Annotated in this window: 24 protein-coding genes; 21 read left to right on the top strand and 3 right to left on the bottom strand. The window is 33.6% G+C overall.

Annotated features, from left to right (window positions below):
- From argB to HMPREF2580_RS06110, 17 genes are all read left to right on the top strand, one after another.
- Positions 1-744 carry an acetylglutamate kinase gene (gene argB, locus HMPREF2580_RS06030; RefSeq protein ID WP_070831146.1) on the top strand — a complete coding sequence of 248 codons (744 nt, stop codon included), beginning with the start codon at positions 1-3 and terminating at the stop codon, positions 742-744.
- On the top strand, positions 741-1,886 hold the full coding sequence (locus tag HMPREF2580_RS06035; RefSeq protein WP_070831149.1) for an acetylornithine transaminase: 1,146 nt from the start codon (positions 741-743) through the stop codon (positions 1,884-1,886). The genes argB and HMPREF2580_RS06035 overlap by 4 nt, the downstream gene beginning before the upstream one ends.
- A 252-nt stretch (positions 1,887-2,138) precedes the next feature.
- Positions 2,139-2,612, top strand: coding sequence for an acetyl-CoA carboxylase biotin carboxyl carrier protein (accB, locus tag HMPREF2580_RS06040; protein WP_002443055.1), 474 nt, complete (start codon positions 2,139-2,141; stop codon positions 2,610-2,612).
- A complete protein-coding gene (gene accC / locus HMPREF2580_RS06045; RefSeq protein ID WP_044466723.1) occupies positions 2,612-3,970 on the top strand; it encodes an acetyl-CoA carboxylase biotin carboxylase subunit in 1,359 nt (452 codons plus the stop codon). The genes accB and accC overlap by 1 nt, the downstream gene beginning before the upstream one ends.
- Before the next feature lie 11 nt (positions 3,971-3,981).
- Complete coding sequence (locus HMPREF2580_RS06050; RefSeq protein ID WP_002443053.1) at positions 3,982-4,344, top strand: Asp23/Gls24 family envelope stress response protein; 363 nt, start codon at positions 3,982-3,984, stop codon at positions 4,342-4,344.
- A gap of 212 nt (positions 4,345-4,556) precedes the next feature.
- Positions 4,557-4,943, top strand: a complete 387-nt coding sequence (nusB, locus tag HMPREF2580_RS06055; protein WP_070831152.1) for a transcription antitermination factor NusB — start codon at positions 4,557-4,559, stop codon at positions 4,941-4,943.
- Between the two features lie 18 nt (positions 4,944-4,961).
- Positions 4,962-6,299, top strand: a complete 1,338-nt coding sequence (xseA, locus tag HMPREF2580_RS06060) for an exodeoxyribonuclease VII large subunit (protein ID WP_070831156.1) — start codon at positions 4,962-4,964, stop codon at positions 6,297-6,299.
- A complete protein-coding gene (locus tag HMPREF2580_RS06065) occupies positions 6,292-6,522 on the top strand; it encodes an exodeoxyribonuclease VII small subunit (protein ID WP_070831159.1) in 231 nt (76 codons plus the stop codon). The genes xseA and HMPREF2580_RS06065 overlap by 8 nt, the downstream gene beginning before the upstream one ends.
- On the top strand, positions 6,500-7,381 hold the full coding sequence (locus HMPREF2580_RS06070; RefSeq protein WP_070831162.1) for a polyprenyl synthetase family protein: 882 nt from the start codon (positions 6,500-6,502) through the stop codon (positions 7,379-7,381). The genes HMPREF2580_RS06065 and HMPREF2580_RS06070 overlap by 23 nt, the downstream gene beginning before the upstream one ends.
- A gap of 264 nt (positions 7,382-7,645) precedes the next feature.
- The gene (gene ahrC, locus HMPREF2580_RS06075; RefSeq protein ID WP_037541473.1) at positions 7,646-8,098 is read left to right on the top strand and encodes a transcriptional regulator AhrC/ArgR; all 453 of its coding nucleotides are present in this window, start codon (positions 7,646-7,648) and stop codon (positions 8,096-8,098) included.
- Positions 8,099-8,113: 15 nt separating this feature from the next.
- The gene (recN, locus tag HMPREF2580_RS06080) at positions 8,114-9,790 is read left to right on the top strand and encodes a DNA repair protein RecN (RefSeq protein WP_070831165.1); all 1,677 of its coding nucleotides are present in this window, start codon (positions 8,114-8,116) and stop codon (positions 9,788-9,790) included.
- Positions 9,791-10,066: 276 nt separating this feature from the next.
- Entirely contained in the window at positions 10,067-11,488 is a 1,422-nt protein-coding gene (gene lpdA / locus HMPREF2580_RS06085) for a dihydrolipoyl dehydrogenase (RefSeq protein WP_070831168.1), read from the top strand.
- Positions 11,489-11,502: 14 nt separating this feature from the next.
- The gene (locus tag HMPREF2580_RS06090; protein WP_070831172.1) at positions 11,503-12,501 is read left to right on the top strand and encodes a thiamine pyrophosphate-dependent dehydrogenase E1 component subunit alpha; all 999 of its coding nucleotides are present in this window, start codon (positions 11,503-11,505) and stop codon (positions 12,499-12,501) included.
- The gene (locus HMPREF2580_RS06095) at positions 12,494-13,477 is read left to right on the top strand and encodes an alpha-ketoacid dehydrogenase subunit beta (protein ID WP_070831175.1); all 984 of its coding nucleotides are present in this window, start codon (positions 12,494-12,496) and stop codon (positions 13,475-13,477) included. Before HMPREF2580_RS06090 ends, HMPREF2580_RS06095 begins: the two co-directional genes overlap by 8 nt.
- A gap of 12 nt (positions 13,478-13,489) precedes the next feature.
- Positions 13,490-14,812, top strand: a complete 1,323-nt coding sequence (locus HMPREF2580_RS06100; RefSeq protein WP_070831177.1) for a dihydrolipoamide acetyltransferase family protein — start codon at positions 13,490-13,492, stop codon at positions 14,810-14,812.
- 332 nt (positions 14,813-15,144) lie between these two features.
- Positions 15,145-15,582 (top strand): bacilliredoxin BrxB, encoded by a 438-nt coding sequence (gene brxB / locus HMPREF2580_RS06105; protein WP_002443031.1) that lies wholly within the window; start codon positions 15,145-15,147, stop codon positions 15,580-15,582.
- A 14-nt stretch (positions 15,583-15,596) separates the two neighbouring features.
- Entirely contained in the window at positions 15,597-16,574 is a 978-nt protein-coding gene (locus tag HMPREF2580_RS06110; RefSeq protein ID WP_070831180.1) for an aromatic acid exporter family protein, read from the top strand.
- A gap of 53 nt (positions 16,575-16,627) precedes the next feature.
- Here HMPREF2580_RS06110 and prli42 read toward each other — a convergent pair whose 3' ends face one another.
- Positions 16,628-16,723: a stressosome-associated protein Prli42 gene (prli42, locus tag HMPREF2580_RS12315; protein WP_152333550.1), complete on the bottom strand. Its 96-nt coding sequence runs from the start codon at positions 16,721-16,723 to the stop codon at positions 16,628-16,630.
- 172 nt (positions 16,724-16,895) lie between these two features.
- On the opposite strand from prli42, the gene HMPREF2580_RS06115 reads away from it, so the two are divergent.
- The 4 genes from HMPREF2580_RS06115 to HMPREF2580_RS06130 all read left to right on the top strand — a co-directional run bounded on the left by HMPREF2580_RS06115 (position 16,896) and on the right by HMPREF2580_RS06130 (position 22,347).
- Positions 16,896-18,020 carry a M20/M25/M40 family metallo-hydrolase gene (locus tag HMPREF2580_RS06115; RefSeq protein WP_070831183.1) on the top strand — a complete coding sequence of 375 codons (1,125 nt, stop codon included), beginning with the start codon at positions 16,896-16,898 and terminating at the stop codon, positions 18,018-18,020.
- 78 nt (positions 18,021-18,098) lie between these two features.
- A complete protein-coding gene (gene gndA, locus HMPREF2580_RS06120) occupies positions 18,099-19,505 on the top strand; it encodes an NADP-dependent phosphogluconate dehydrogenase (protein WP_070831187.1) in 1,407 nt (468 codons plus the stop codon).
- A gap of 167 nt (positions 19,506-19,672) precedes the next feature.
- Entirely contained in the window at positions 19,673-20,689 is a 1,017-nt protein-coding gene (locus HMPREF2580_RS06125) for a LacI family DNA-binding transcriptional regulator (RefSeq protein ID WP_070831190.1), read from the top strand.
- Between the two features lie 5 nt (positions 20,690-20,694).
- On the top strand, positions 20,695-22,347 hold the full coding sequence (locus HMPREF2580_RS06130) for a glycoside hydrolase family 13 protein (protein WP_070831192.1): 1,653 nt from the start codon (positions 20,695-20,697) through the stop codon (positions 22,345-22,347).
- A 189-nt stretch (positions 22,348-22,536) separates the two neighbouring features.
- Here HMPREF2580_RS06130 and HMPREF2580_RS06135 read toward each other — a convergent pair whose 3' ends face one another.
- Positions 22,537-23,412: an AraC family transcriptional regulator gene (locus HMPREF2580_RS06135; RefSeq protein ID WP_037541470.1), complete on the bottom strand. Its 876-nt coding sequence runs from the start codon at positions 23,410-23,412 to the stop codon at positions 22,537-22,539.
- A gap of 280 nt (positions 23,413-23,692) precedes the next feature.
- Positions 23,693-25,177: a glucose-6-phosphate dehydrogenase gene (zwf, locus tag HMPREF2580_RS06140; RefSeq protein WP_002443014.1), complete on the bottom strand. Its 1,485-nt coding sequence runs from the start codon at positions 25,175-25,177 to the stop codon at positions 23,693-23,695.
- Positions 25,178-25,444: the final 267 nt, after the last annotated feature.

Consider the following 25,444-nt stretch of genomic DNA (forward strand, 5'->3'; position numbering starts at 1 on the left):
ATGAAGAATATTATAGTCATAAAAATTGGAGGTATAGCTACTGAAAATTTGAACTCGGAGTTTAAAGAACAAATTGTAAAATGGCATGAACAAAATAAACAAATTATTATAGTTCATGGAGGAGGTTTAGTGATTAGTCAAACCCTTCAAGAACATAATCATACAAATCATAAAATAAATGGCATTAGAATTACTTCTAAAAAAGACTTACCTTTGATTTATCATGCTTTAGTAGATAAAGTAGGCAAACATCTTATCCATCAATTGAAAACGACCAACTTAAATATCGTTCAATGTACAGACATTTTAAAAGACTTAGTCAAAGTTGAATTTCTGAATAAAGATTTGTATGGATATGTTGGAAAAGTAAAAGAAATTAACATTGATATCCTCAAAACAATCACCTCTCACAATGCAATTCCAGTGTTAGCAAGTTTAGGCGTCAACGACAATGATGAATGGTTAAATATTAACGCCGATTATTTGGCAACTTCATTAGCAATAACTTTGAAAGCTGAACAACTCATCTTAATGACTGATGTACCTGGAGTAATTGATAATAATTCCGTCATAGATACGTTAACAATCCATCAAGCAAAAGATAAAATTCGAGATAATATTATTAAAGGTGGCATGATACCGAAAGTAGAAAGTGCTATCCATACTGTCCAATCAGGTGTAGCACGGGTGATGATTAGTAACAACTTGAAATCAGGTACGATAATCAGAGGTGATATAAAATGAGCTATCTATTTAAAAATTACTTGCGTGCAAATATAGAATTTATTAAAGCAAATGGCAATGAGTTAATCGATCAAACTGGTCGTTCATATATTGATTTCTCATCAGGAATTGGCGTAACCAATTTAGGATTTAACGAAGATGTAAAAGAAGCCGTAGAACAACAATTACAACTCATTTGGCATTCGCCAAATATTTACAAAAGTCAGCTACAAGAAAAAGTTGCTGAAAAATTAATTAGAACTGATGACTATGTGGCATTCTTTTGTAATAGTGGAACTGAAGCAAACGAAGCAGCGATTAAACTTGCTCGAAAAACGACTGGCAAAACTGAAATCATTGCTTTTCATCAATCTTTTCATGGACGTACATATGGTTCAATGTCAGCTACTGGTCAAGATGCGATCAAATTAAATTTTGAACCTGTTGTTCCAGGATTTAAATTTGCTGAATTCAACAATTTCTCTTCATTTAAATCTTTAGTCACGAAGGATACAGCAGCAGTAATGCTCGAACTTATTCAGGGCGAATCTGGTGTAAGGCCTGCAAACAAAACCTTCATTCAGCAATTGGTAGAATTTTGTAACCAACATCACATACTTATGATTATAGATGAAATTCAAACAGGTATAGGCAGAACTGGAAAGTTATTTGCGTATGAGCACTATGATATAAGTCCTGATATCATCACTTTAGCTAAAGGTTTAGGTAATGGCATACCTGTAGGTGCACTACTCGGTAAAAGAAATATTAGTGGTGCGTTTGGTTATGGTAGCCATGGTACAACTTTTGGTGGCAATAGACTAGCAATGGCGGCAGCACTTAAAACGCTAGAAATTGTTAATAATTCAAATTTTCTAGAAAGTGTTTATCATAAAGGTCAATATTTATTAAATTGTTTAAATAAAGCTTTCATCAATCATCCACGTGTAACTGATATTCGTGGAAAAGGATTAATGATAGGGATAGAAACGACATGCAATATTAACGAAATAGTTTCTAAAGCAAGAACAAAAGGTTTAATTGTTTTAACTGCCGGCACAAATGTAATCCGTCTTTTACCACCTTTAACAATTACAAATGAACAAATTGAAGAGGGCGTTTCAATTCTTAAGGAAAGTTTTAATGAACTGGACTTAGAATAATAACTATGAGTTATGCAATAAATAAGAAATTGCCCATTTATACTTTAAGACTGAAGAAATCATGCGCATTGTTTTATATTTATAATTTAATGCGTAAATGCTTCAGTCTTTTAATTTTGGTTATCCTTTTCCAAAATCATAAGTTATTATGCTAGTTATCCATGTGTCATCGTATGAACATGCTTGAATTGAGTCATTTACTCAAGTAAAATAGACGGGTAGATGAAAACAAACCTAAGGAGTCAGTACGAAATGAACTTTAAAGAAATAAAAGAATTAATTGAAATTCTTGATCAATCTAACTTAACAGAAATAAATATTGAGGATAATAAAGGTAGCGTAGTAAATCTTAAAAAAGAAAAGGAAACTGAAATTATTACGCCACAAGTCGCTCAACAACCAGCACAACAAATTGCTCAACCACAAGCGGCACCACAACCTCAAGTGTCAGCTGATGCAGGGAATGATACACAAGAATCAGCTAGTGATAATTACGAAACAATCAATGCACCGATGGTAGGTACATTCTATAAATCACCATCACCAGAAGAAGATGCTTATGTTCAAGTAGGGGACAAAGTTTCAAATGATTCAACTGTATGTATTTTAGAAGCAATGAAATTATTCAATGAAATTCAAGCTGAAACATCAGGTGAAATCGTAGAAATTTTAGTAGAAGACGGACAAATGGTAGAGTATGGCCAGCCGTTATTTAAGGTGAAATAATGAATAAGATTTTAATTGCTAATCGTGGTGAAATTGCTGTTAGAATTATTCGCGCAGCTCACGATTTAGGTATTCAAACAGTAGCGATATATTCTGAAGGAGATAAAGACGCATTACATACTCAAATTGCTGATGAAGCTTATTGCGTCGGACCTACTTTATCTAAAGACTCTTATTTGAATATACCTAATATCTTATCTATAGCAACTTCTACTGGCTGTGATGGTATCCATCCTGGTTATGGCTTTTTAGCTGAAAATGGAGACTTTGCAGAATTATGCGAAGCTTGTCAACTTAAATTTATAGGACCTAGTTATCAATCTATCCAAAAAATGGGAATTAAAGATGTAGCTAAAGCAGAAATGATTAAAGCGAATGTTCCTGTTGTTCCAGGAAGTGAAGGACTTATTCAAAGTATAGATGATGCTAAGAAAGTCGCTAAAAAAATTGGATATCCTGTAATCATTAAAGCAACTGCAGGTGGCGGCGGTAAAGGGATTCGCGTGGCACGTGATGAAAAAGAACTTGAAACTGGCTACCGTATGACCCAACAAGAAGCTGAAACTGCTTTCGGTAATGGTGGTTTATATCTTGAGAAATTCATTGAAAACTTTAGACATATAGAAATACAAATTATTGGAGATAGTTATGGTAACGTCATTCACTTAGGGGAACGTGATTGTACAATACAACGTAGAATGCAAAAATTAGTTGAAGAAGCACCTTCTCCAATTCTTAGCGAAGAAAAACGACAAGAGATGGGTAATGCTGCTGTAAGAGCTGCAAAAGCTGTCAATTATGAAAATGCTGGTACAATCGAATTTATTTATGACCTTGATGATGATAAATTCTATTTCATGGAAATGAATACACGTATTCAAGTAGAACATCCAGTTACTGAAATGGTTACGGGTGTGGATTTAGTTAAGTTACAATTAAAAGTAGCTATGGGTGAAGCTTTACCATTTAAACAAGAAGAAATTACTATTAATGGTCATGCAATAGAATTTCGTATCAATGCTGAAAATCCATATAAAGACTTTATGCCTTCACCTGGTAAAATCACTCAGTATCTAGCACCAGGCGGTTTCGGAGTAAGAATCGAATCAGCATGTTATACTAATTACACAATACCACCGTATTATGACTCCATGGTAGCTAAACTCATCGTACACGAACCTACGAGAGATGAAGCAATTATGACTGGTGTTCGAGCTTTAAGTGAATATTTAGTACTAGGGATAGATACAACTATTCCATTCCATTTAAGACTTTTAAATAATGACATATTTAGAAGTGGCGAATTTAACACTAAATTCTTAGAGAAATATAATATTATGAGTGATAATCAATCATAGGAGGTTATAGAATGGTCAATGTAGCAGATTATTCTCAATCTAATCTAGGAAAAATTGAAATTGCACCCGAAGTATTATCTGTTATCGCAAGTATTGCGACATCAGAGGTTGATGGAATTACAGGCCATTTTGCTGAATTAAAAAAGACAAATTTAGAAAAAATTAGTCGAAAGAACCTCTATAGAGATGTAAAAATTGAAGCTAAAGATGATGGTATTTATATAGATGTATATTGTGCACTCAAACATGGCGTGAATATATCTAAAACGGCAAAGAAAATTCAAGCTTCAATTTTCAATTCAATAACGACTATGACAGCAATTGAACCAAATCAAATTAACATTCATATTACACAAATCGTTGTGGAAAAATAAATAAATTTTAATGCGGAAGTGGGTCAGAAACATAACATAGGAGAATTAATTTTGTTATCCCACATCCAACGGCAAGTATGGCTAGAATTGAGTGTAGCTCGCTTTAAGCACACTTTCAATTCAGACATATTCGCCACAATATAAATAAGGCTGAGATAATAAATGATGTCCCAGCCTTATTAATTATATTAATACGTTTGAAGGAGTAAAATATGAGTCGTAAAGAATCTAGAATTCAAGCTTTTCAAACTTTATTTCAATTAGAAATGAAAGATACAGATTTAACAATTACTGAAGCAATTAATTTCATTAAAGATGATCATCCAGAATTAGATTTTGATTTTATTCATTGGTTGGTTACAGGTGTTAAAGACCATGAATCTGTTTTAGATGAAAAAATTAAACCATATTTAAAAGATTGGTCTATTGAACGTCTACTTAAATCCGATCGCATTATTCTTAGAATGGCGACTTTTGAAATGCTACATAGTGACACACCGGAAAAAGTGATTATCAACGAAGCTGTAGAACTAACTAAACAATTTAGCGACGATGATCACTACAAATTTATCAATGGTGTTTTAAGTAATATAAATTAATTAAAATGAGTGATATTTATGACTGAATATTTAAGTGTTTCTACTCTAACTAAATACATCAAATATAAATTTGATCAAGATCCTCATTTACAATCTGTTCTATTAAAAGGAGAACTTTCAAATTTCAAGAAACATTCAAGTGGCCATTTATACTTTAATGTTAAAGATAAAGAGTCTGTGATTAGTGCAATGATGTTCAAAGGAAATGCTTCCAAATTAGGTTTCGAACCCAAAGAGGGGGACGAAGTACTATTGGAAGCTCGAGTCTCTGTTTACGAGAGAAGAGGTAACTATCAAATTTATGTGAATAAAATGCAACTTGATGGAATAGGAAACTTATACCAAAAGTTAGAAGAACTCAAAAAGAAACTTGCTAAAGAGGGATATTTTGATAATAACATCAAAAAACCTATACCAAAGTTTCCTAAGAAAATAGCTGTACTCACTGCAAGTACTGGTGCTGCAATTAGAGATATTCATTCTACAATTAACAGTAGATATCCCTTAGTGGAACAAATTCAAATTAGTACCTTAGTACAAGGAACTCAGGCTAAAGAAGATATCATCGAAAAAATTCAATATGCCGACTCTCTAAATGTAGATACTATTATTGTTGGTCGTGGTGGCGGTTCAATTGAGGATTTATGGAATTTCAATGAAGAAGAGGTTGTTAAAGCTATCTATCAATGTCCTACACCAATCATTTCAGCTGTAGGACATGAAACTGACTTTACTTTAAGTGATTTTGTGGCAGATGTCAGAGCGGCAACACCAACTCAAGCCGCCGTAATTGCAACACCTGATCAATATGAATTAATGCAACAAATTAAGCAGTATCAATTCTCGTTGACACGATTTATCAAACAATACATTGAGCAACAAAAGAAACAGTTAAGTCATTTATCATCCTATTATAAATTTAAACAACCTTCTTTATTGTATGATCAACAGATTCAAAAACGTGATGATTTGGAAAAGCAACTGAAACAAATCACACTCACAAACATTGAAAGACAACACCAGCATCTTAAGTTATTAAGACAAAATTTTAATTTAAAAATACTCAGCCAACATATTAACCAGGATAAACAAAATATTTCACAACTTCGTTCTCGAATGTCTCAAAAAATAAACAATGATTTATCCAAAATGAAAGCAGATTTAAAAAATAAAATTGAAAATCTTAATAATTTAAGTCCTACTAATACAATGTTACGTGGTTATGCAATAGTGAATAAAGATGATAAGGTTGTTACAAGCACACATGATATATCAGAAAATGATTCAATTTCTTTAACAATGAAAGATGGAAATGTCGACGCAATTGTCAAGAAAGTAAGGTGTAATGATGAGTAAAGAAAAGCAAAGTTTTGAAGAAATGATGCAAGAATTAGAAAGTATTGTTCAAAAACTAGATAATGAAACTGTCTCTTTAGAAGAGTCACTAGATTTGTACCAACGAGGAATGAAATTATCAACCGCTTGTGATTCAACTTTAAAAGATGCTGAAAAGAAAGTGAATAAATTAATGCAAGAAGAAGCTGAGGATCAAGAAAATGAAGAAGCCGACAATGACTAATTTAATTGAACAAATTAATACTAAATTAAATCAGTCAATTCAAAATTCATCATTAAACACTGATTTAGAAGAAAGCATGATGTACTCTCTTCAAGCAGGCGGCAAAAGAATTAGACCCGTTTTATTATTATTAACACTTAATATGTTAAAAGGTGACTATGATAAAGGGGTACAAAGTGCCTTAGCACTTGAAATGATTCATACTTACTCCTTAATTCACGATGATTTACCTGCAATGGATGACGATGACTATCGCCGCGGTAAACTAACCAATCACAAAGTATACGGTGAATGGAAAGCAATATTAGCTGGAGACGCACTTCTAACAAAAGCTTTTGAATTGGTTTCTAACGATGAATTAATTGTAGATCAAGTTAAAGTCAAATTAGTACAAAGGTTATCTAAGGCAAGTGGTCATCTAGGCATGGTAGGCGGTCAAACTCTAGACATGCAAAGTGAAAATAAAACGGTTGATTTAACTACTTTAGAAGCGATCCATAAAGCAAAGACTGGTGCATTACTTACTTTTGCAGTAATGGCTGCAGTTGATATCGCTCAAGTCGATCAAGAGACATCTGATCACTTAGAAGAATTCAGTCAACATTTAGGACTGATGTTCCAAATCAAAGATGATCTATTAGATGTTTATGGTGATGAAGAAAAACTTGGAAAAGCTGTTGGAAGCGATGAAACGAATCATAAAAGCACTTATGTTTCATTGTTAGGAAAAGAAGGCGCAGAAGATAAATTAGATTATCATATGAAGCAAGCATTATATTGTCTAGATTGTTTACCATCACAATTTGACACTGCTCAATTAAAGGAAATTGTAGATTTATTTTATAATAGAGACCATTAAGATTAATTAACGATTGATGAAAAATTGCATCAATCGTTTTTCTTTTTATTCTAACTTTATACGCATATACAAAAAATATTCATAAATTAATTTTTATACAAACGGCTGGACTTTACTTTTAAAAAGTTTAAATTTTACAATAAATACTGTTATCATGCCAAAGAAAAAATATAATAAAGTAATAGATAAATAGTGTTTAGTAGTAGTTATGAGATGCATGTGTTAAAATCATTGTATAAATATTCGTAACTAGAGGTGTTTATTGTGCCAAAAAAATCGGTTAGACATATAAAAATTAGAGAGATTATTTCAAACGAACAAATAGAGACACAAGATGAATTGGTAAAACGATTAAATGAGTATGATTTAAACGTGACACAAGCGACAGTTTCAAGAGATATTAAAGAATTACAATTAATCAAAGTTCCAGCACCATCAGGTCAATATGTATACAGTTTACCTAATGATAGAAAATATCATCCATTGGAGAAACTTGGAAGATACCTTATGGACTCCTTTGTTAATATTGAAGGAACTGGAAACTTACTTGTACTTAAAACACTTCCAGGTAACGCACAATCAATTGGAGCAATTTTAGACCAAATTGATTGGGAAGAAGTACTTGGTACGATTTGCGGCGACGATACATGTTTACTCATCTGCCGTGATGAAGAAGCTAGTGAAGAGATTAAAACACGAATTTTCAATTTATTATAAGGATGCGATGAATTTATGTTACAAACCTTATCAATAAAGCAATTTGCGATTATAGATGAACTTGAAATTCATTTTTCAGGTGGGTTAACCGTATTAAGTGGTGAAACTGGATCAGGTAAATCCATTATTATTGATGCAATAGGACAATTAATCGGTATGCGTGCATCTTCAGATTATGTGCGTCACGGCGAAAAGAAAGCCGTTATTGAAGGTATATTTGATATCGATGAAAGTAAAGATGCCATTTCAATTCTTGAAAATTTATCTATAGATGTGGATGAAGATTTTCTTCTAGTAAAAAGAGAGATATTTAGTTCAGGTAAAAGTATTTGTCGTATCAATAATCAAACTGTAACGCTTCAAGATTTGAGAAAGGTAATGCAAGAACTATTAGATATACATGGCCAACACGAAACGCAATCTTTGCTTAAACAGAAGTATCATCTTAAATTGTTGGATGATTATGCTGAAGATCAATATTCTAATTTGTTACATCAATATCAGGATGTTTTTTCAAAATATAAAGATAAAAGAAAAGAATTAGAAGAGTTGGAATCGGCAGACCAAGCATTATTACAACGACTTGATCTAATGAAATTTCAATTTGAAGAGCTTACTGAAGCTTCACTTAAAGAAGACGAAGTTGAACAACTCGAAACCGATATAAAACGCATTCAAAACTCTGAAAAGTTGAGTTTAGCTCTAAATAGTGCACATCAAGTACTTACTGACGAAAATGCAATTCCAGATCGATTATATGAATTAAGTAACCACTTACAATCTATTAATGATATTGTTCCAAAGAAATATGAAAAATTAAAAGAAGACGTCGATCAATTTTACTATATTCTTGAAGATGCAAAGCACGAAATTTACGACGAAATGGCTAACACTGAATTTGATGAACAAATACTTAACGAACTTGAATCTAGGATGAATCTTTTAAACAACCTTAAACGTAAGTATGGAAAAGATATATCTGAACTCATTGCATATCAAGGTAAATTAGAAGAGGAAATTAATAAAATTGAAAATTACGAACAAAGCACATCACAACTTAGAGAAGAAATCAGTCAACTTTATAAAGAAGTATTTGAAGTAGGCAAAGAACTTTCTAAAGAACGGAGACGTGTTGCAAGAGAATTACGCGACCATATTGTTTCAGAAATTCAAAATTTACAAATGAAAGATGCTAATTTAGAAATTTCATTCAAACCACTTGATGAACCTAATCAAGAAGGTATAGAATTTGTAGAATTTTTAATTAGTCCGAATAAAGGAGAACCTTTAAAAAGCTTGAACAAAATTGCTTCAGGTGGCGAATTATCTAGAATTATGCTTGCACTAAAAAGTATTTTTGTTAAATCACGCGGACAAACAGCGATACTATTTGATGAAGTCGATTCAGGCGTTTCTGGACAAGCGGCACAAAAAATGGCAGAAAAAATGAGAGATATTGCCGAATATATACAAGTCATTTGCATTTCTCACTTACCACAAGTTGCTTCAATGAGTGATCATCATCTTTTAATCAGTAAAGCTTCTAATGACGATAGAACAACAACCCAAGTTAAAGAATTATTAGAAGATGATAGAATTGACGAAGTCGCACGTATGATTTCAGGCGCTAGCGTCACTGAATTAACTAGAGAAAATGCTAAGGAAATGATTGCCCAAAATCATCAATCCTAAATGTCACAAGTTCTCAAATTTTAATTTTGAACACATTATCCTAAAACAATTGTCATTAAGGATATTCAAAAATTTCATTATTTTTAAATGTATTAACAATGCAAATTGATGTAGAATAGGAAAGTATTATTTTTTATTAGCACCTTGATAGTTACATTTTATTAAATTTGTAAACGTATCAATGTCTAAATGAGCAAATCTATTAGGGGACTAAAATGCACTGGTGAGCAATTGTTCTTGCATATTTAGTCTTCTAAGTATTTAAGGAGTAAGACCATGTCAGAAAAACAATATGATTTAGTCGTCCTTGGTGGAGGCACTGCCGGATACGTTGCGGCTATTAGAGCTTCACAATTAGGCAAAAACGTTGCAATCGTTGAAAAATCTTTATTAGGTGGCACATGTTTGCATAAAGGCTGTATACCTACTAAATCGTTATTAAAATCTGCTGAAGTACACCATACAATTAAGAATGCCACATCATTCGGTATTGATGTAAATGATTTTAATATTAATTTTGAAAATATTTTAAAACGTAAAGATGCCATTGTAAGTCAAATGTATCAAGGTGTTAATCAATTAATGCAACACCATCATATTGACGTTTATAACGGCACAGGTAGAATACTTGGAACATCAATTTTTTCTCCTCAGAGTGGAACAATCTCTGTAGAATATGACGATGGCGAATCTGACTTAATACCAAATCAGTTTGTACTTATCGCTACAGGTTCCACGCCTAAGTCGTTACCTTTTATTGATTTTGATCATGAACGTATTCTATCGAGTGATGATATTTTAGCATTACAAGAACTACCTGAACATTTAGCTATTATAGGCGGGGGAGTCATCGGTTTAGAATTTGCATCTCTCTTAAATGATTTAGGAACAAAAGTAACAGTGATTGAAGCAAACGAACGTATATTGCCAACTGAAAGTAAGCAAATCGCATCCACATTGAAGAACGAATTAACACAACGTGGCGTGACATTCCATGAAGATGTTCAACTCGATGAAAATAGTATTCAAAAAGACGATGATGGTGTTACAATTCATTTTGGAGATAATCAAATCCATGTAAAGAAAGTTTTAATATCTATAGGTCGACAACCCAATACACACGATATTGGATTAAACAACACTAAAATTAAAACAAACGAAGCTGGTCATATCCTTACAAATGAATTTCAACAAACGGAAGATAAACATATCTATGCTGCTGGCGATTGCATAGGTAAACTTCAACTTGCGCACGTTGGCTCTAAAGAAGGTATGGCAGCAGTAGAGCACATGTTTGAAGGGTCACCTATACCTGTTGATTATGACCTGGTACCAAAATGTGTATATACGTATCCAGAAGTTGCCTCTATAGGTAAGAATTTAGAACAAGCTAAAGCTCAAAATATTAAAGCACGTGCTTATAAAGTACCATTCAAAGCTATTGGTAAAGCAATGATAGACGATATTGGCGAGCAAAAAGGCTTTTGTGAAATGATTATTAATCAAGAAACAGATGAAATTATTGGTCTTAATATGATTGGACCTCATGTAACGGAATTAATTAATGAAGTTTCATTGTTACAGTTTATGAATGGCTCTTCTTTAGAACTTGGTTTAACCACACATGCACATCCTTCTTTATCAGAAGTATTAATGGAACTAGGTCTAAAAGTAGAAGGTAGAGCGATTCACGTATAGTAGGAGGAAAAAAGATGATTGATTATAAGTCTGCAGGCCTTACAGAAGAAGACCTCAAGAATATGTATAAATGGATGGACTTAGGAAGAAAAGTAGACGAAAGATTATGGCTACTGAATCGCGCAGGCAAAATCCCCTTTGTAGTTAGCGGTCAAGGTCAAGAAGCAACTCAAATAGGCATGGCATACGCCATGAAAGAAGGAGACATTTCTTCACCATATTATCGAGATTTAGCGTTTGTTACATACATGGGTATTACGCCATTAGATACAATGCTCTCTGCATTTGGCAAACGAGATGATATCAACTCTGGTGGTAAACAAATGCCTTCTCATTTTAGTCATAGAGAAAAAGGAATCCTATCGCAAAGTTCACCAGTCGCAACACAAATTCCTCATTCTGTCGGTGCAGCACTAGCGTTAAAAATGGATAAAAAACAAAACATCGCTACTGCTACAGTAGGGGAAGGAAGTTCAAATCAAGGTGATTTCCATGAAGGACTTAACTTTGCTGGTGTACATGATTTACCTTTTATTTGCGTGATTATTAATAACAAATATGCCATTTCTGTGCCAGATTCTCTTCAATATGCAGCAGAAAATTTATCTGATCGTGCATTAGGATATGGTATGCACGGAGAACATGTCGATGGCAATGATCCTATTGCCGTTTATAAAGCGATGAAAGAAGCTAGAGAACGTGCGTTAAATGGTGAAGGCGCAACTTTAATAGAAGCTGTTACCTCTCGTATGACACCACACTCTTCAGATGACGATGATAAATATCGTACTCAAGAAGAACGTGATTCGTTAAAAGAAGGAGATTGCAATCTTAAATTCAAATCGTATCTACTCGAAAATAACATTATCGATGAACAATGGTTATCTGAGTTAGAACAAGAACATAAAGATATCATTAATAAAGCAACTAAGACTGCTGAAGAAGCGCCATATCCTTCAACTGAAGAAGCATATGCATATGTCTATGAAGAAGGAGTGCAAGACAATGACTAAATTATCTTATTTAGAAGCCATTCGACAAGCTCATGACTTAGCTCTCGAAAAAGATAAAAACACATTTATTCTTGGAGAAGATGTTGGTAAAAAAGGTGGCGTTTTCGGCATAACACAAGGTTTACAAAGTAAATATGGAATTGAACGCGTGATTGATACACCACTCGCAGAATCTAACATTATTGGAACTGCTATAGGTGCTGCGATGATAGGTAAACGTCCTATTTCTGAAATTCAATTTGCTGATTTTATTTTACCGGCAACGAACCAAATTATTAGTGAAGCCGCTAAAATGAGATATCGTTCTAATAATGATTGGGGTTGTCCTATTACAATAAGAGCACCATTTGGTGGTGGCGTGCACGGTGGATTATATCACTCACAAAGTATTGAAAGCATTTTTGCTTCTACGCCTGGTTTAACAATTGTTATTCCTTCTTCACCATATGATGCTAAAGGCCTGTTATTATCATCGATTGAATCTAATGATCCAGTATTATATTTTGAACATAAAAAGGCATACAGATTCTTAAAAGAAGAAGTTCCTGAAGCATATTACACAGTGCCACTTGGTAAGGCTGATGTTAAAAGACAAGGTGATGACATAACAGTATTCTGTTATGGTTTAATGGTTAACTACTGTTTACAAGCGGCTGATATTTTAGCAGAAGATGGTATTAATGTGGAAGTAGTAGACTTAAGAACCGTCTATCCACTTGATAAAGAAACGATTATTGAACGCGCAAGTAAAACAGGTAAAGTCCTTTTAGTAACAGAAGATAATCTAGAAGGTAGTGTAATGTCAGAAGTCTCAGCAATCATTGCTGAACATTGTCTATTTGATTTGGATGCGCCAATCATGCGATTAGCGGCACCTGACGTTCCATCTATGCCATTTTCACCTGTCCTCGAAAATGAAATTATGATGAGTCCTGAAAAAATACAAGATAAAATGCGAGAATTAGCGGAATTCTAAGGAGGGTGTCAATTGGAAATTAAAATGCCTAAATTAGGTGAAAGTGTACATGAAGGTACTATCGAACAATGGTTGGTTTCTGTTGGAGATGAAGTAGGCGAGTACGAGCCACTATGCGAAGTCATTACTGACAAAGTGACTGCCGAAGTTCCTTCTACAGTATCAGGTGTTGTAACTGAACTCATTGTAAATGAAGGCGAAACGGTGAATGTTGATGCTGTCATTTGTAAAATTGATACCGGTAATGAAAAAGACGAATCTGAATTAAGTCAAACCGATGATACTCAACCTGAAAATGATGGCGCACGTAACGAGGTGACACAAAGCAAGCAATCAAGTGATAATAAAGATCAAAAAGAAGAATCTTCTGTGAAACCGAAAAATAATGGTCGTTTCTCACCCGTTGTATTTAAGTTAGCATCTGAACACAATATCGATTTAACTCAAGTACAAGGTACTGGTTTCGAAGGCCGCGTAACTAAAAAAGATATTCAACATGCCATTGAACATCCTGAAACAGTTAGCCGCTCAAATGAAACTGAAACTAACAACGAAGAGAAAAATAGCAATACTCAATTTTCAAATGAAACAACGCATCAATCACAAAGTCAAAACAATCAAAGTCCAACATATAATCAAGGTAGTACAATTCCAGTTAAAGGCGTACGTAAAGCTATCGCCCAAAATATGGTGACAAGTGTGACTGAGATACCACACGGTTGGATGATGATTGAAGCAGATGCTACAAATTTAGTTAAAACAAGAAACCATCATAAAAATACATTCAAGCAAAATGAAGGCTATAATTTAACATTCTTCGCTTTCTTCGTTAAAGCAGTTGCAGATGCATTGAAAGCACATCCTTTACTTAATAGTACATGGCAAGGCGAAGAAATCGTTATTCATAAAGATATTAATATATCCATCGCGGTTGCAGACAAAGACAAGTTATATGTTCCAGTCATCAAACACGCTGATGAAAAATCTATCAAAGGTATTGCACGTGAAATCAACGATTTAGCTAACAAAGCACGTCATGGACAGCTTACGCAAAAAGATATGGAAGGCGGTACATTTACTGTCAATAACACAGGTTCATTTGGTTCTGTATCTTCTATGGGAATTATTAACCATCCTCAAGCTGCGATATTACAAGTTGAGTCTGTGGTTAAAAAGCCAGTTGTCATCGATGATATGATTGCAATTCGAAATATGGTTAACTTGTGTATTTCAATAGATCATCGAATCTTAGATGGACTACAAACTGGCCAATTTATGAACCATATTAAAAAACGTATTGAACAATACTCAATTGAAAACACTAATATTTATTAAGTCATTGCCTATAATGATAAATATTTAATAAATATTTAATCTCAAATTAGGAAGTTCCTCCCAAAATAATAGTTCTAAGAGAATAAGACACAAACGTTTAGGATTTAGGTGAAATCGAACTCGTTATGTCTAAGCCTCTTAGAACTTTTTTTATGTTTATATACATACTTCGTTCAACTTTTATTCATCAAATACGTGATGACATTACATTGATTTATTATCAGTTTCATACACACTAAATAAATTCATCAATCAAGCTTGTTGAACAATGCACTTTTAATTAGTAGAATAAAAGAAGTTAAAATTAACAATGGAATGAAAGGTGACCTAATATGGATTTAAATTTTGATTTATATATGAACGGGGTTGTAGAACAAGCACGTAACGAAATTGAAAATGCTGGTTACGAACAATTAACAACTGCTGATGAAGTAGATAATGTATTAAAACAAGATGGCACATCATTAGTCATGGTTAACTCAGTTTGTGGTTGTGCTGGTGGTATTGCACGTCCAGCTGCGACACATGCTTTACATTATGATAAATTACCGGACCGCTTAGTAACAGTTTTCGCTGGTCAAGATAAAGAAGCGACACAACAAGCAAGAGATTATTTCGAAGGTTATGCACCATCAAGCCCTTCTTTCGCTTTAGTTAAAGACGGTAAAATCACAGAAATGATCGAACGTCACCAAATCGAAGGTCATGATGTTATGGATGTTATCAATCAACTGCAAGGCTTATTCGATAAATATTGTGAAGAAAGATAAGAGGCAAGTAACCCATGTTAAAGTTAAATCCTTATAAGATTGGATTTAGAACTCTTAAAACCGCTGTGGGTATGACGCTCGGCGTCATCATTTGTAAACTACTAGGATTAGACAACTATGCTTCAAGTGCAATTTTAGTTGTGCTATGTATCAAACATACTAAAATGCATTCTGTTCAAGCTATTATTTCACGTTTAGTCTCATGTTTATTAATTTTGTTTTTAGGCGCTGCTATATTTAGTTTATTAGGTCAACATGCATTAGTATTAGGACTCATTGTACTGTTATTTATACCTTTAACAGTTGTGCTTAACGCGCAAGAAGGTGTGATAACGAGTTGCGTTATCTTACTGCATGTATTTAATGCTAAAGCAATTAATGGCCACCTCATTATTAATGAAATATTGTTATTAACAGTAGGATTAGGTATTGCGTTCATTATGAACCTTATGATGCCTAGTTTAGATAAAAAATTAAAACGATATAAAAACGATATCGAACATCAAATCACAGATGTATTTACGATATTTAGTAACGCTTGTTCTATACGTAAAGATCAATTAGATATAAAATTTGAAGCTTTATTATTTAATATTAAAAAGGCGAAGTCATTAGCTTTTAGGGATGTTAAAAATCACTTTGTTAGAAATGAAAACTCTTATTATCACTATTTTGATATGAGAGAAGAGCAAGTTGAGTTATTAAAAAGAATGACCCATCTTATCGAAAGCATATCAACTGATGATCCTATACTTGGTAAAATATCTCAATTAATGACAGAGATTGGTAGCAACGTTAATAGTAACGATTATACAGCTTTGCGACTCCATTCGCTTTATGAGATTCGACTATCCCTCGACAAATTACCACTACCAACTACACACGAAGCATTAAATTCACGTGCTAATATTATTCAAATCTTGAATGAACTGGAAGAGTATTTGAATATTAAATCTCAATTTGGTTCTTTAAAACTGCATAGTGAAATATAAATTAAACCGTTACATTAAACTTGATGATTGAGTCTAATGTAACGGTTTTCTCATTAATTCATTATTGGTGCTAAACTTGTCAATAATAAAGCTAAAACGACTGCAACGAGCATGACAACAATAATGATACGTAAAACTTTGTTATTCAATTCTAAATTCCTCCACATATGGTCAAATCGCTTCTAAACATCAAACGCGATTCAAAATACGTTATTATAAAGTAACCATAAATGATTTATTTCTAAAAAGCAATCAATTTATTTTTGATAAACTTTAAAGTCAGTTAAAATAAGTTTATATACGAAAGGGGATTTTGCATTCATGATTAACAAAGAACGTATACTTAACACATTTCTAGAATTAGTGAAAATTGATTCAGAAACAGGCAATGAACAAACGATTCAACCTATCTTAAAAGATAAATTTGAAAGTTTAGGCTTACAAGTCAAAGAGGATCATGCTTCAAGTATAGAAGGTTTAGGAGCTAATAATTTAATATGTACATTACCAAGTAACATTTCAGATAAGAAAGTTCCGAAACTTTATTTTACGAGTCATATGGATACAGTCGTGCCAGGAATAAATATCAAGCCTCAAGTTAAAGATGACGGATACATTTATTCTGATGGAACAACGGTACTAGGCGCTGATGATAAAGCTGGATTAGCTGCTTTAATTGAAACGATTGAACAAATTAAAGAACGAGATTTACCTCATGGTCAAATTCAATTTGTCATCACTGTAGGTGAAGAGTCAGGATTAGTTGGAGCTAAAGCGTTAGATACTCAATTATTAGATGCCGACTTTGGTTATGCAGTCGATGCAAGTAAGGATGTAGGAACAACTGTAGTTGGCGCTCCTACTCAAATGAAGATTTACACAACCATTAAAGGTAAAACTGCGCATGCGAGTACGCCAACCAAAGGTGTTAGTGCGATTAATATTGCAGCTAAAGCTATTAGCAGAATGAAATTAGGTCAAATCGATGAATTAACTACAGCTAATATTGGGAAATTCCACGGTGGTTCGGCTACAAATATCGTTGCGGACGAAGTCATTCTTGAAGCTGAAGCACGTTCTCATAATGATGAAAGTATTCACACACAAGTCCAACATATGAAAGAAACCTTTGAGGCGACAGCTAAAGAATTCGGCGGAGAAGCACATGTTGAAATCGAAACGAGCTATCCAGGATTTAAAGTTGAAGATGATGAGGACGTAACAAAATTTGCTAGAGCAAGTGCCGTTGCTTTAGGTCTTAAAGGGGACACTTGCATTGCTGGCGGTGGCTCTGATGGTAATATTATGAATAGATATGGTATTCCATCCGTCATATTAGGTGTAGGTTATGAAAACATCCACACAACATCTGAAAGAATTTCAACAAATGATTTATATATGCTAGCTAGTCAAATCTTAAAAATCATTGAACTTGTTACTGAGTAATACGGTCTTTTAGTAATTGTTAAGAGACGTTTTATGTTACAATATTATTGAAAATTTTGAACAAGAGAGGTAAGTAATATGACACAACAAATAGGAGTAGTAGGTTTAGCTGTAATGGGTAAAAACCTTGCTTGGAACATCGAATCACGTGGATATAGTGTTTCAGTTTATAACCGTTCAAGACAAAAAACGGATGAGATGGTTGAAGAATCACAAGGTAAACAAATCCATCCAACATACTCTTTAGAAGAATTTGTTAATTCTTTAGAAAAGCCCCGTAAAATCTTATTAATGGTTAAAGCTGGTCCTGCTACCGATGCAACAATTGATGGCTTATTACCTTTATTGGACGATGATGATATTTTAATCGATGGTGGTAACACTAATTATCAAGATACAATTCGACGCAATAAAGCTTTAGCTGAAAGTGGCGTAAATTTCATCGGAATGGGAGTATCCGGTGGTGAAGTAGGTGCATTAACTGGACCTTCATTAATGCCTGGTGGTCAAGAAGATGCTTACCATAAAGTAAGTGATATCCTAGACGCTATTGCTGCTAAAGCTAAGGATGGCGCATCATGTGTCACATACATTGGACCAAACGGTGCAGGTCATTACGTTAAAATGGTACACAATGGTATTGAATATGCTGATATGCAATTAATTGCAGAAAGTTATGCAATGATGAAAGACTTATTAGGCATGTCACATGAAGAAATTTCTAAAACATTTAAAGAATGGAATGCTGGCGAGCTAGAAAGTTATCTTATCGAAATCACTGGCGATATCTTTACTAAGTTAGACGAAGATAACGAAGCGCTAGTGGAGAAAATTCTTGATACTGCTGGTCAAAAAGGTACTGGTAAATGGACTTCAATTAATGCACTAGAATTAGGTATTCCTTTAACAATTATTACTGAATCAGTATTTGCTCGTTTCATTTCTTCAATTAAAGAAGAACGTGTAAATGCGTCAAAATCTTTAAATGGACCTAAAGCTTCATTTGATGGTAATAAAGATGAATTTTTAGAAAAAATCCGCAAAGCTTTATATATGAGTAAAATTTGTTCTTACGCGCAAGGTTTTGCTCAAATGCGTAAAGCGAGTGAAGATCATGAATGGAACCTTAAACTTGGTGAATTAGCAATGATTTGGAGAGAAGGTTGTATCATCCGCGCTCAATTCTTACAAAAAATTAAAGACGCTTATGATAACAACTCAGAGTTACAAAACTTATTATTAGACCCTTACTTCAAAAACATTGTGACTGAATATCAAGATGCTTTACGTGATGTTGTTGCAACAGGTGTGAAAAACGGTGTTCCAACACCAGGTTTCTCAGCAAGCATTAATTACTATGATAGTTATCGTTCAGAAGACTTACCTGCAAACTTAATTCAAGCACAACGTGATTACTTCGGAGCTCACACTTACGAACGTAAAGATCGTGAAGGTGTATTCCATACTCAATGGGTTGAAGAATAATTAATATGTGTGATTCAATAACTAGCCTTACTCATTTAATGTTGAGTGAGGCTACTTTTTTAGCGATTTAACGCAAACGTTTGCATAAATTTCGGAAAGGAATTATGATAATAAATGTAAACGCTTTCCATTTTTTTTCAAAAAAGAGGTGATTTCTCACGGTAACAATTAAAGATGTCGCACGGGTTGCACAAGTATCTCCATCTACGGTTTCCAGAGTCATTCAGAATCACCCAAGCATTAGTGACAAAACTACTGCACACGTTAAAGCAATCATGTCTGATTTAGGTTATATCCCAAATTTAACAGCACGCTCGCTCATTACTAAAAAGACAAAAACAATTGGTATTATTTTAAAAAGTGCTTCTAAAGATGTTCGACAAAATCCTTTTTATAGTGATGTATTGCATGGAATTACACAACGATGTAACGAAGAAGGATATGCTATCAAAAGTACGATATCGACTTCAGAAGAAAGTCTTTTTCAAGAAGTACAAGGGATGATACATACGCATGCTGTAGATGGATTTATTTTACTTTTTTCTAAAAGTAATAATGTAATTAATCAATTATTAATCGATGAAGACGTTCCGTTTGTGGTTATTGGTAAACCATTAGATGAAAAAGACCAATTTATCATACATATTGATAATGATAATGAAAAAGCAGGTCATGATTTATGTAGTTATCTATATCATAAAGGCCATCGTCACATTATTTTCATCAATGAATCAGGTCAATATGCTGTGACAGATGACAGGTCTACTGGTTTCCGCGATGAAGCGCGTCAAAGAGGTATAACTCACGAAATTTTAGAAACTGAAAATAATAGAGATAGTATACAAACTCTATTGCAAACATACTTTATGAATGAAGAACTTTCAGTTAGACCAACAGCAATCATATCGTCTGATGGCGTCATTCACCATACAGTGTTAAGTGTATTATATAACTTAAATATTCAAATACCTGCTGATGTATGTACTGCAACATTCAATGATTCTCTATTAACAGAAATGGGAAGTCCTCCGCAAACAACTGTGAATATTCATCCCGTTGAAGTTGGAAACAAATCAGGAGAGAAAATTATACAATTATTAAATCAACGTGAAGTGTCTAAAGATAACGTATGGATTCCAACTACAATTATTGAACGCGAATCTACAAATAACATGAAGGAGTGATACAAGTGAATAAACAATGGTGGAAAGAAGCAGTCGCATATCAAGTTTATCCGAGAAGTTTTAATGATAGTAATGATGATGGTATTGGGGACTTACCAGGTGTGATTGAGAAATTAGATTATCTTAAAGATTTAGGTATAGATGTTATATGGTTAAGCCCGATGTACAAATCGCCTAACGATGATAATGGTTATGATATAAGTGATTATAAAGCGATTATGGATGAATTCGGAACAATGGAAGATTTCGATGAGTTATTATCGAAGACACATGAACGCGGCATGAAATTAATTTTAGATTTAGTTGTAAATCATACTTCCGATGAACATCCTTGGTTTATCGAATCTAAATCAAGTAAAGATAGTCCTAAACGAGATTGGTACATTTGGGAAGACCCAAAGGATGATGGCACAGAACCTAATAATTGGGAAAGCATTTTCAATGGATCAACTTGGGAATACGATAGCCATACAGGTCAATATTACTTCCACTTATTTAGTAAAAAGCAACCAGATCTAAATTGGAATAACCCTGATGTGCGTAATGCAGTCTTTGAAATGATGAACTGGTGGTTTGAAAAAGGTATTGACGGTTTCCGTGTCGATGCAATCACCCATATTAAGAAAACATTTGAAGCAGGTGACTTGCCTGTCCCAGAAGGTAAAACGTATGCACCAGCCTTTGATGTAGATATGAATCAACCAGGTATTCAAGACTGGCTACAAGAAATGAAAGACAAATCTCTAAGTCAATACGATATTATGACAGTAGGTGAAGCGAACGGTGTAAATCCTGATAATGCTGAAGAATGGGTAGGAGAACATAAAGGTAAATTTAATATGATTTTTCAATTTGAGCATTTAGGATTGTGGAGTACTGGCGACACGCAATTTGATGTGAAGTCGTATAAAGACGTATTAAATCGTTGGCAGAAACGTTTAGAAGGCAAGGGATGGAATGCCTTATTTATTGAGAATCATGACCAGCCTCGACGCGTGTCTACTTGGGGAGATGACCAACAATTTTGGTATGAATCTGCAACGAGTCATGCTGTCACATATTTTTTACAACAAGGAACACCGTTTATCTATCAAGGCCAAGAAATTGGTATGACAAATTATCCATTCGAAAGTATAGAAACGTTCAATGATGTTGCAGTTAAAAATGAATATCAAATTGTTAAAGAACAGGGTGGAGATGTGAATCAACTCTTAGATAAGTATAAAATGGAAAATCGAGATAATTCTAGAACGCCTATGCAATGGAACGATTCAATGAATGGCGGTTTTACAAAGGGTACACCTTGGTTCCCTGTGAATCCAAATTATAAAACAATTAATGTCGAACAAGAGAGTAAAGATCCACATTCTGTACTTAATTTCTATAAAGCTTTAATCCAATTGAAGAAATCTGATGACATTTATACTTATGGACAGTTTGATTTAGTCGATGCAGAGAATCCTAACATTTTCGCATATACACGCACGTTAAATAATCAAACTATACTTGTCGTTGGTAATTTAACCGATCAAGTCAGTCAACTTAACGTTCCTTATCATTTGGAAAATGACAGCCAAGTGAAGTTACACAACTATATCAATCACGCTATCAACTTTAATCAAATACAACCGTACGAGGCCTTTGTTGCGGAAGTATAAATATAAGTAAGCATAAGTATAGGCGAAATCATACGCAGATCCCCGTACAATAACAAATCGCATCCACAAGTATCAACACATTCACGCAACAAGCTGAATAAACCATACCATATTCCTCAACATAAAAAAGGAGTGGAGCAACGAATATAATTTCGTTGCTCCACTCTCTAACTTTTGTCATTTTCAAATTTAGTCTAGTTCTTCTAAATCATAAACTTCTTGTTTAATAGGCAACCACAATTGAATCTTAGTGAACGGGTCATTAAATGAAATATCAAGTGGATACACCTCAACATACAAACTGTTCCGCTCATACGGTAACGTGAGTTGCAAACTTGATTCAATATAATACCACGCTTCATTCGTAGCGTAATCAATTTCACCTTGTAAATTAAATGTTGCATAATGTCTGCCTGGTAGAAATCTACTCTCTAAATGTGCTGGATAACGTTCACTTGGTACGCCTACAAATATCTCCAATCCTTCATCAAGAGGACAACTAACAACAAATAATTCATATGGACTTACATCGTTGTATCGTCTAAGTTCTTTAATATGACCTTCAACGAGTAAATCCTCTAAGAAATCCGGTACATTGAAAGGATTTGATAAATGCTTTGTAGGAATAAACCTTGAATACCCAACTAGAGAAATATCCTCAGTTTCTTGAAGTCTATATGTATATGGTGCTCTCTCTGTCGTTGATAATTTAATATATAATCTCTCTTGAAATTTAAGCTCATCTTTTTTTGTTGAAGCTTGGATAGGTGAAATCCCATGAAAATCACTAAAATCATTCGCAAAGTCATTTGAATTTGCATAGCGATATTTTTTAGCTACATCCATTAAACGACTTGCACCATGTATCACATCAGTTGCAGCTATCGTCATTCTCCGAGCACGTGCGTATTCCTCTGGTGATTGACCGACAATCATTTTGAAAGATTGATCCAAATGATACGGCGAAAGACCAACGTAATCACTAAGTTCTTGCAAATTAAACGGCTCTAATAGACGATCTTCAATATATACGATTGCCTGTTGTATTTGCTTGATAACGTCCAAAACTTTCACTCCAATTACTTTCAATCATAATCATTATTGTACATTATTTTTAACTAAGATACACCTTAAAGCTATAGTATTTTTAAAAATAAAAAAGTGAACGACAAAGGTCTATAAAGTTGAAGTGGCAAAGTAGTTATCAACCAACCATTCTAAATAGACCTATCATCATTCACAATATTGTTAATATGACATAATCATTATCATTAAAACATGATTCAATATCATTATTTTTAATAAAAAATAATAACACCGCTGAAATACTTATATTCAATACACTTTAATGAATATCGTCCCACCAGTGATTACCATCACGACTTAATAATAAATCACTTTCTAAAGGACCATTCGTACCTGATTCATAGTTAGGGAAGCAAGGTTCGACCATTGTCCATTCGTCTTGAATAGCATCTACAAATTTCCATGTAGATTTTAATTCTTCCCAATGCGTAAAGTTTGTCGCATCACCTTTAAGGCAATCAAAGAGTAAATTCTCATATGCATCTACTGTGTTCATTTTATCTTGTGCACTCATCGCATAGGAAAGTTGTACAGGTTCAGTATCAATACCTTGAATATTTTTCTTCGCATTTAAATGTAATGACACACCCTCGTTAGGCTGAATATTAATCACAAGTAGGTTAGAATCTAATAATTTATCTGTTTCATAGTATAAATTCATTGGTACTTCTTTAAACTCAACAACGACTTGAATGGTTTTAGATTTCATACGTTTTCCCGTTCTAATATAAAAAGGAACACCAGCCCATCTAAAGTTATCAATCGTAAGCTTACCTGATACAAATGTTGGTGTATTCGAATCTTCAGCTACACGATCTTCTTCACGATATGGTTTCACTTCTTTACCTTCAATGATTCCTTTATCATATTGACCGCGCACAAAATTCTTTCTTACTTCTTCAGGTTTTAATTGACGTAATGATTTAAGAACTTTAACTTTTTCTGCTCGGATATCTTCACTATTTAAACTAATAGGGGCTTCCATTGCTAATAAAGCAACCATTTGTAACATATGGTTTTGCACCATATCTTTTAATGCACCACTGGATTCATAGTATCCTCCGCGGTCTTCAACACCTAGCACTTCTGAAGATGTCACTTGGATATTTGAAATGTATTTATTATTCCATAACGGTTCAAACATCGCGTTCGCAAAGCGAAGAACTTCAATGTTTTGTACCATATCTTTACCTAAATAATGATCGATACGATAAATTTCTTCCTCTTTAAATGAACGTCTAATTTGATTATTAAGTGATTCTGCAGATTTCAAATCACTACCGAAAGGCTTTTCAATGACTAAACGTTTGAAACCAGTCGTATTCGTTAGACCTGACGACTTTAAGAAATCAGAAATAACACCAAAGAATTGTGGTGCCATCGCTAAATAGAACAGGCGATTGCCTTGTAATCCAAATTCAGAATCTAATTGATTGCTAAATTTTAATAATGAATCATAGCTTTCCTCATCACTGACATCTGTTTTGTGGTAAAACACATGATTCATAAATTCATCAATTCTATTCGTATCTTCGACGTGCTTTTGAATTGATGATTTAACTTGATTGCGGAACTCATCATTTGAATAATCGCGACGACCTATACCGATAATCGCAATGTGCTCATCTAGATTGTCTTGTTGAAATAAATGAAATATAGAAGGGAATAACTTTCTGTGACTAAGGTCACCAGTGGCACCGAATATTGTTATTAAACAAGGGATGTGTTTACTTTTAGTACTCAAGATTAAAACCTCAATTCTTAAATAGATATATGATGAATGATGATTTACTCACCGATTTTACGATAGTATTTATGCTTTTATTTTTAATAAATATATCATCTTACTAGATTATTATATTATATGATAACCGTCACTTGTGGTCATCAAATTTGCTTGAAATTAAGCACAATTTATTTTTTTGAAAATGAACACACAAATTACTTCACATCATGAAACGAGAAATCAATAATCAAAGATAGAGGTTGGGACATAATCAATTGTCTCAAC

The organism is Staphylococcus sp. HMSC036D05 (assembly GCF_001836225.1).
Classification (GTDB): Bacteria; Bacillota; Bacilli; order Staphylococcales; family Staphylococcaceae; genus Staphylococcus; species Staphylococcus caprae.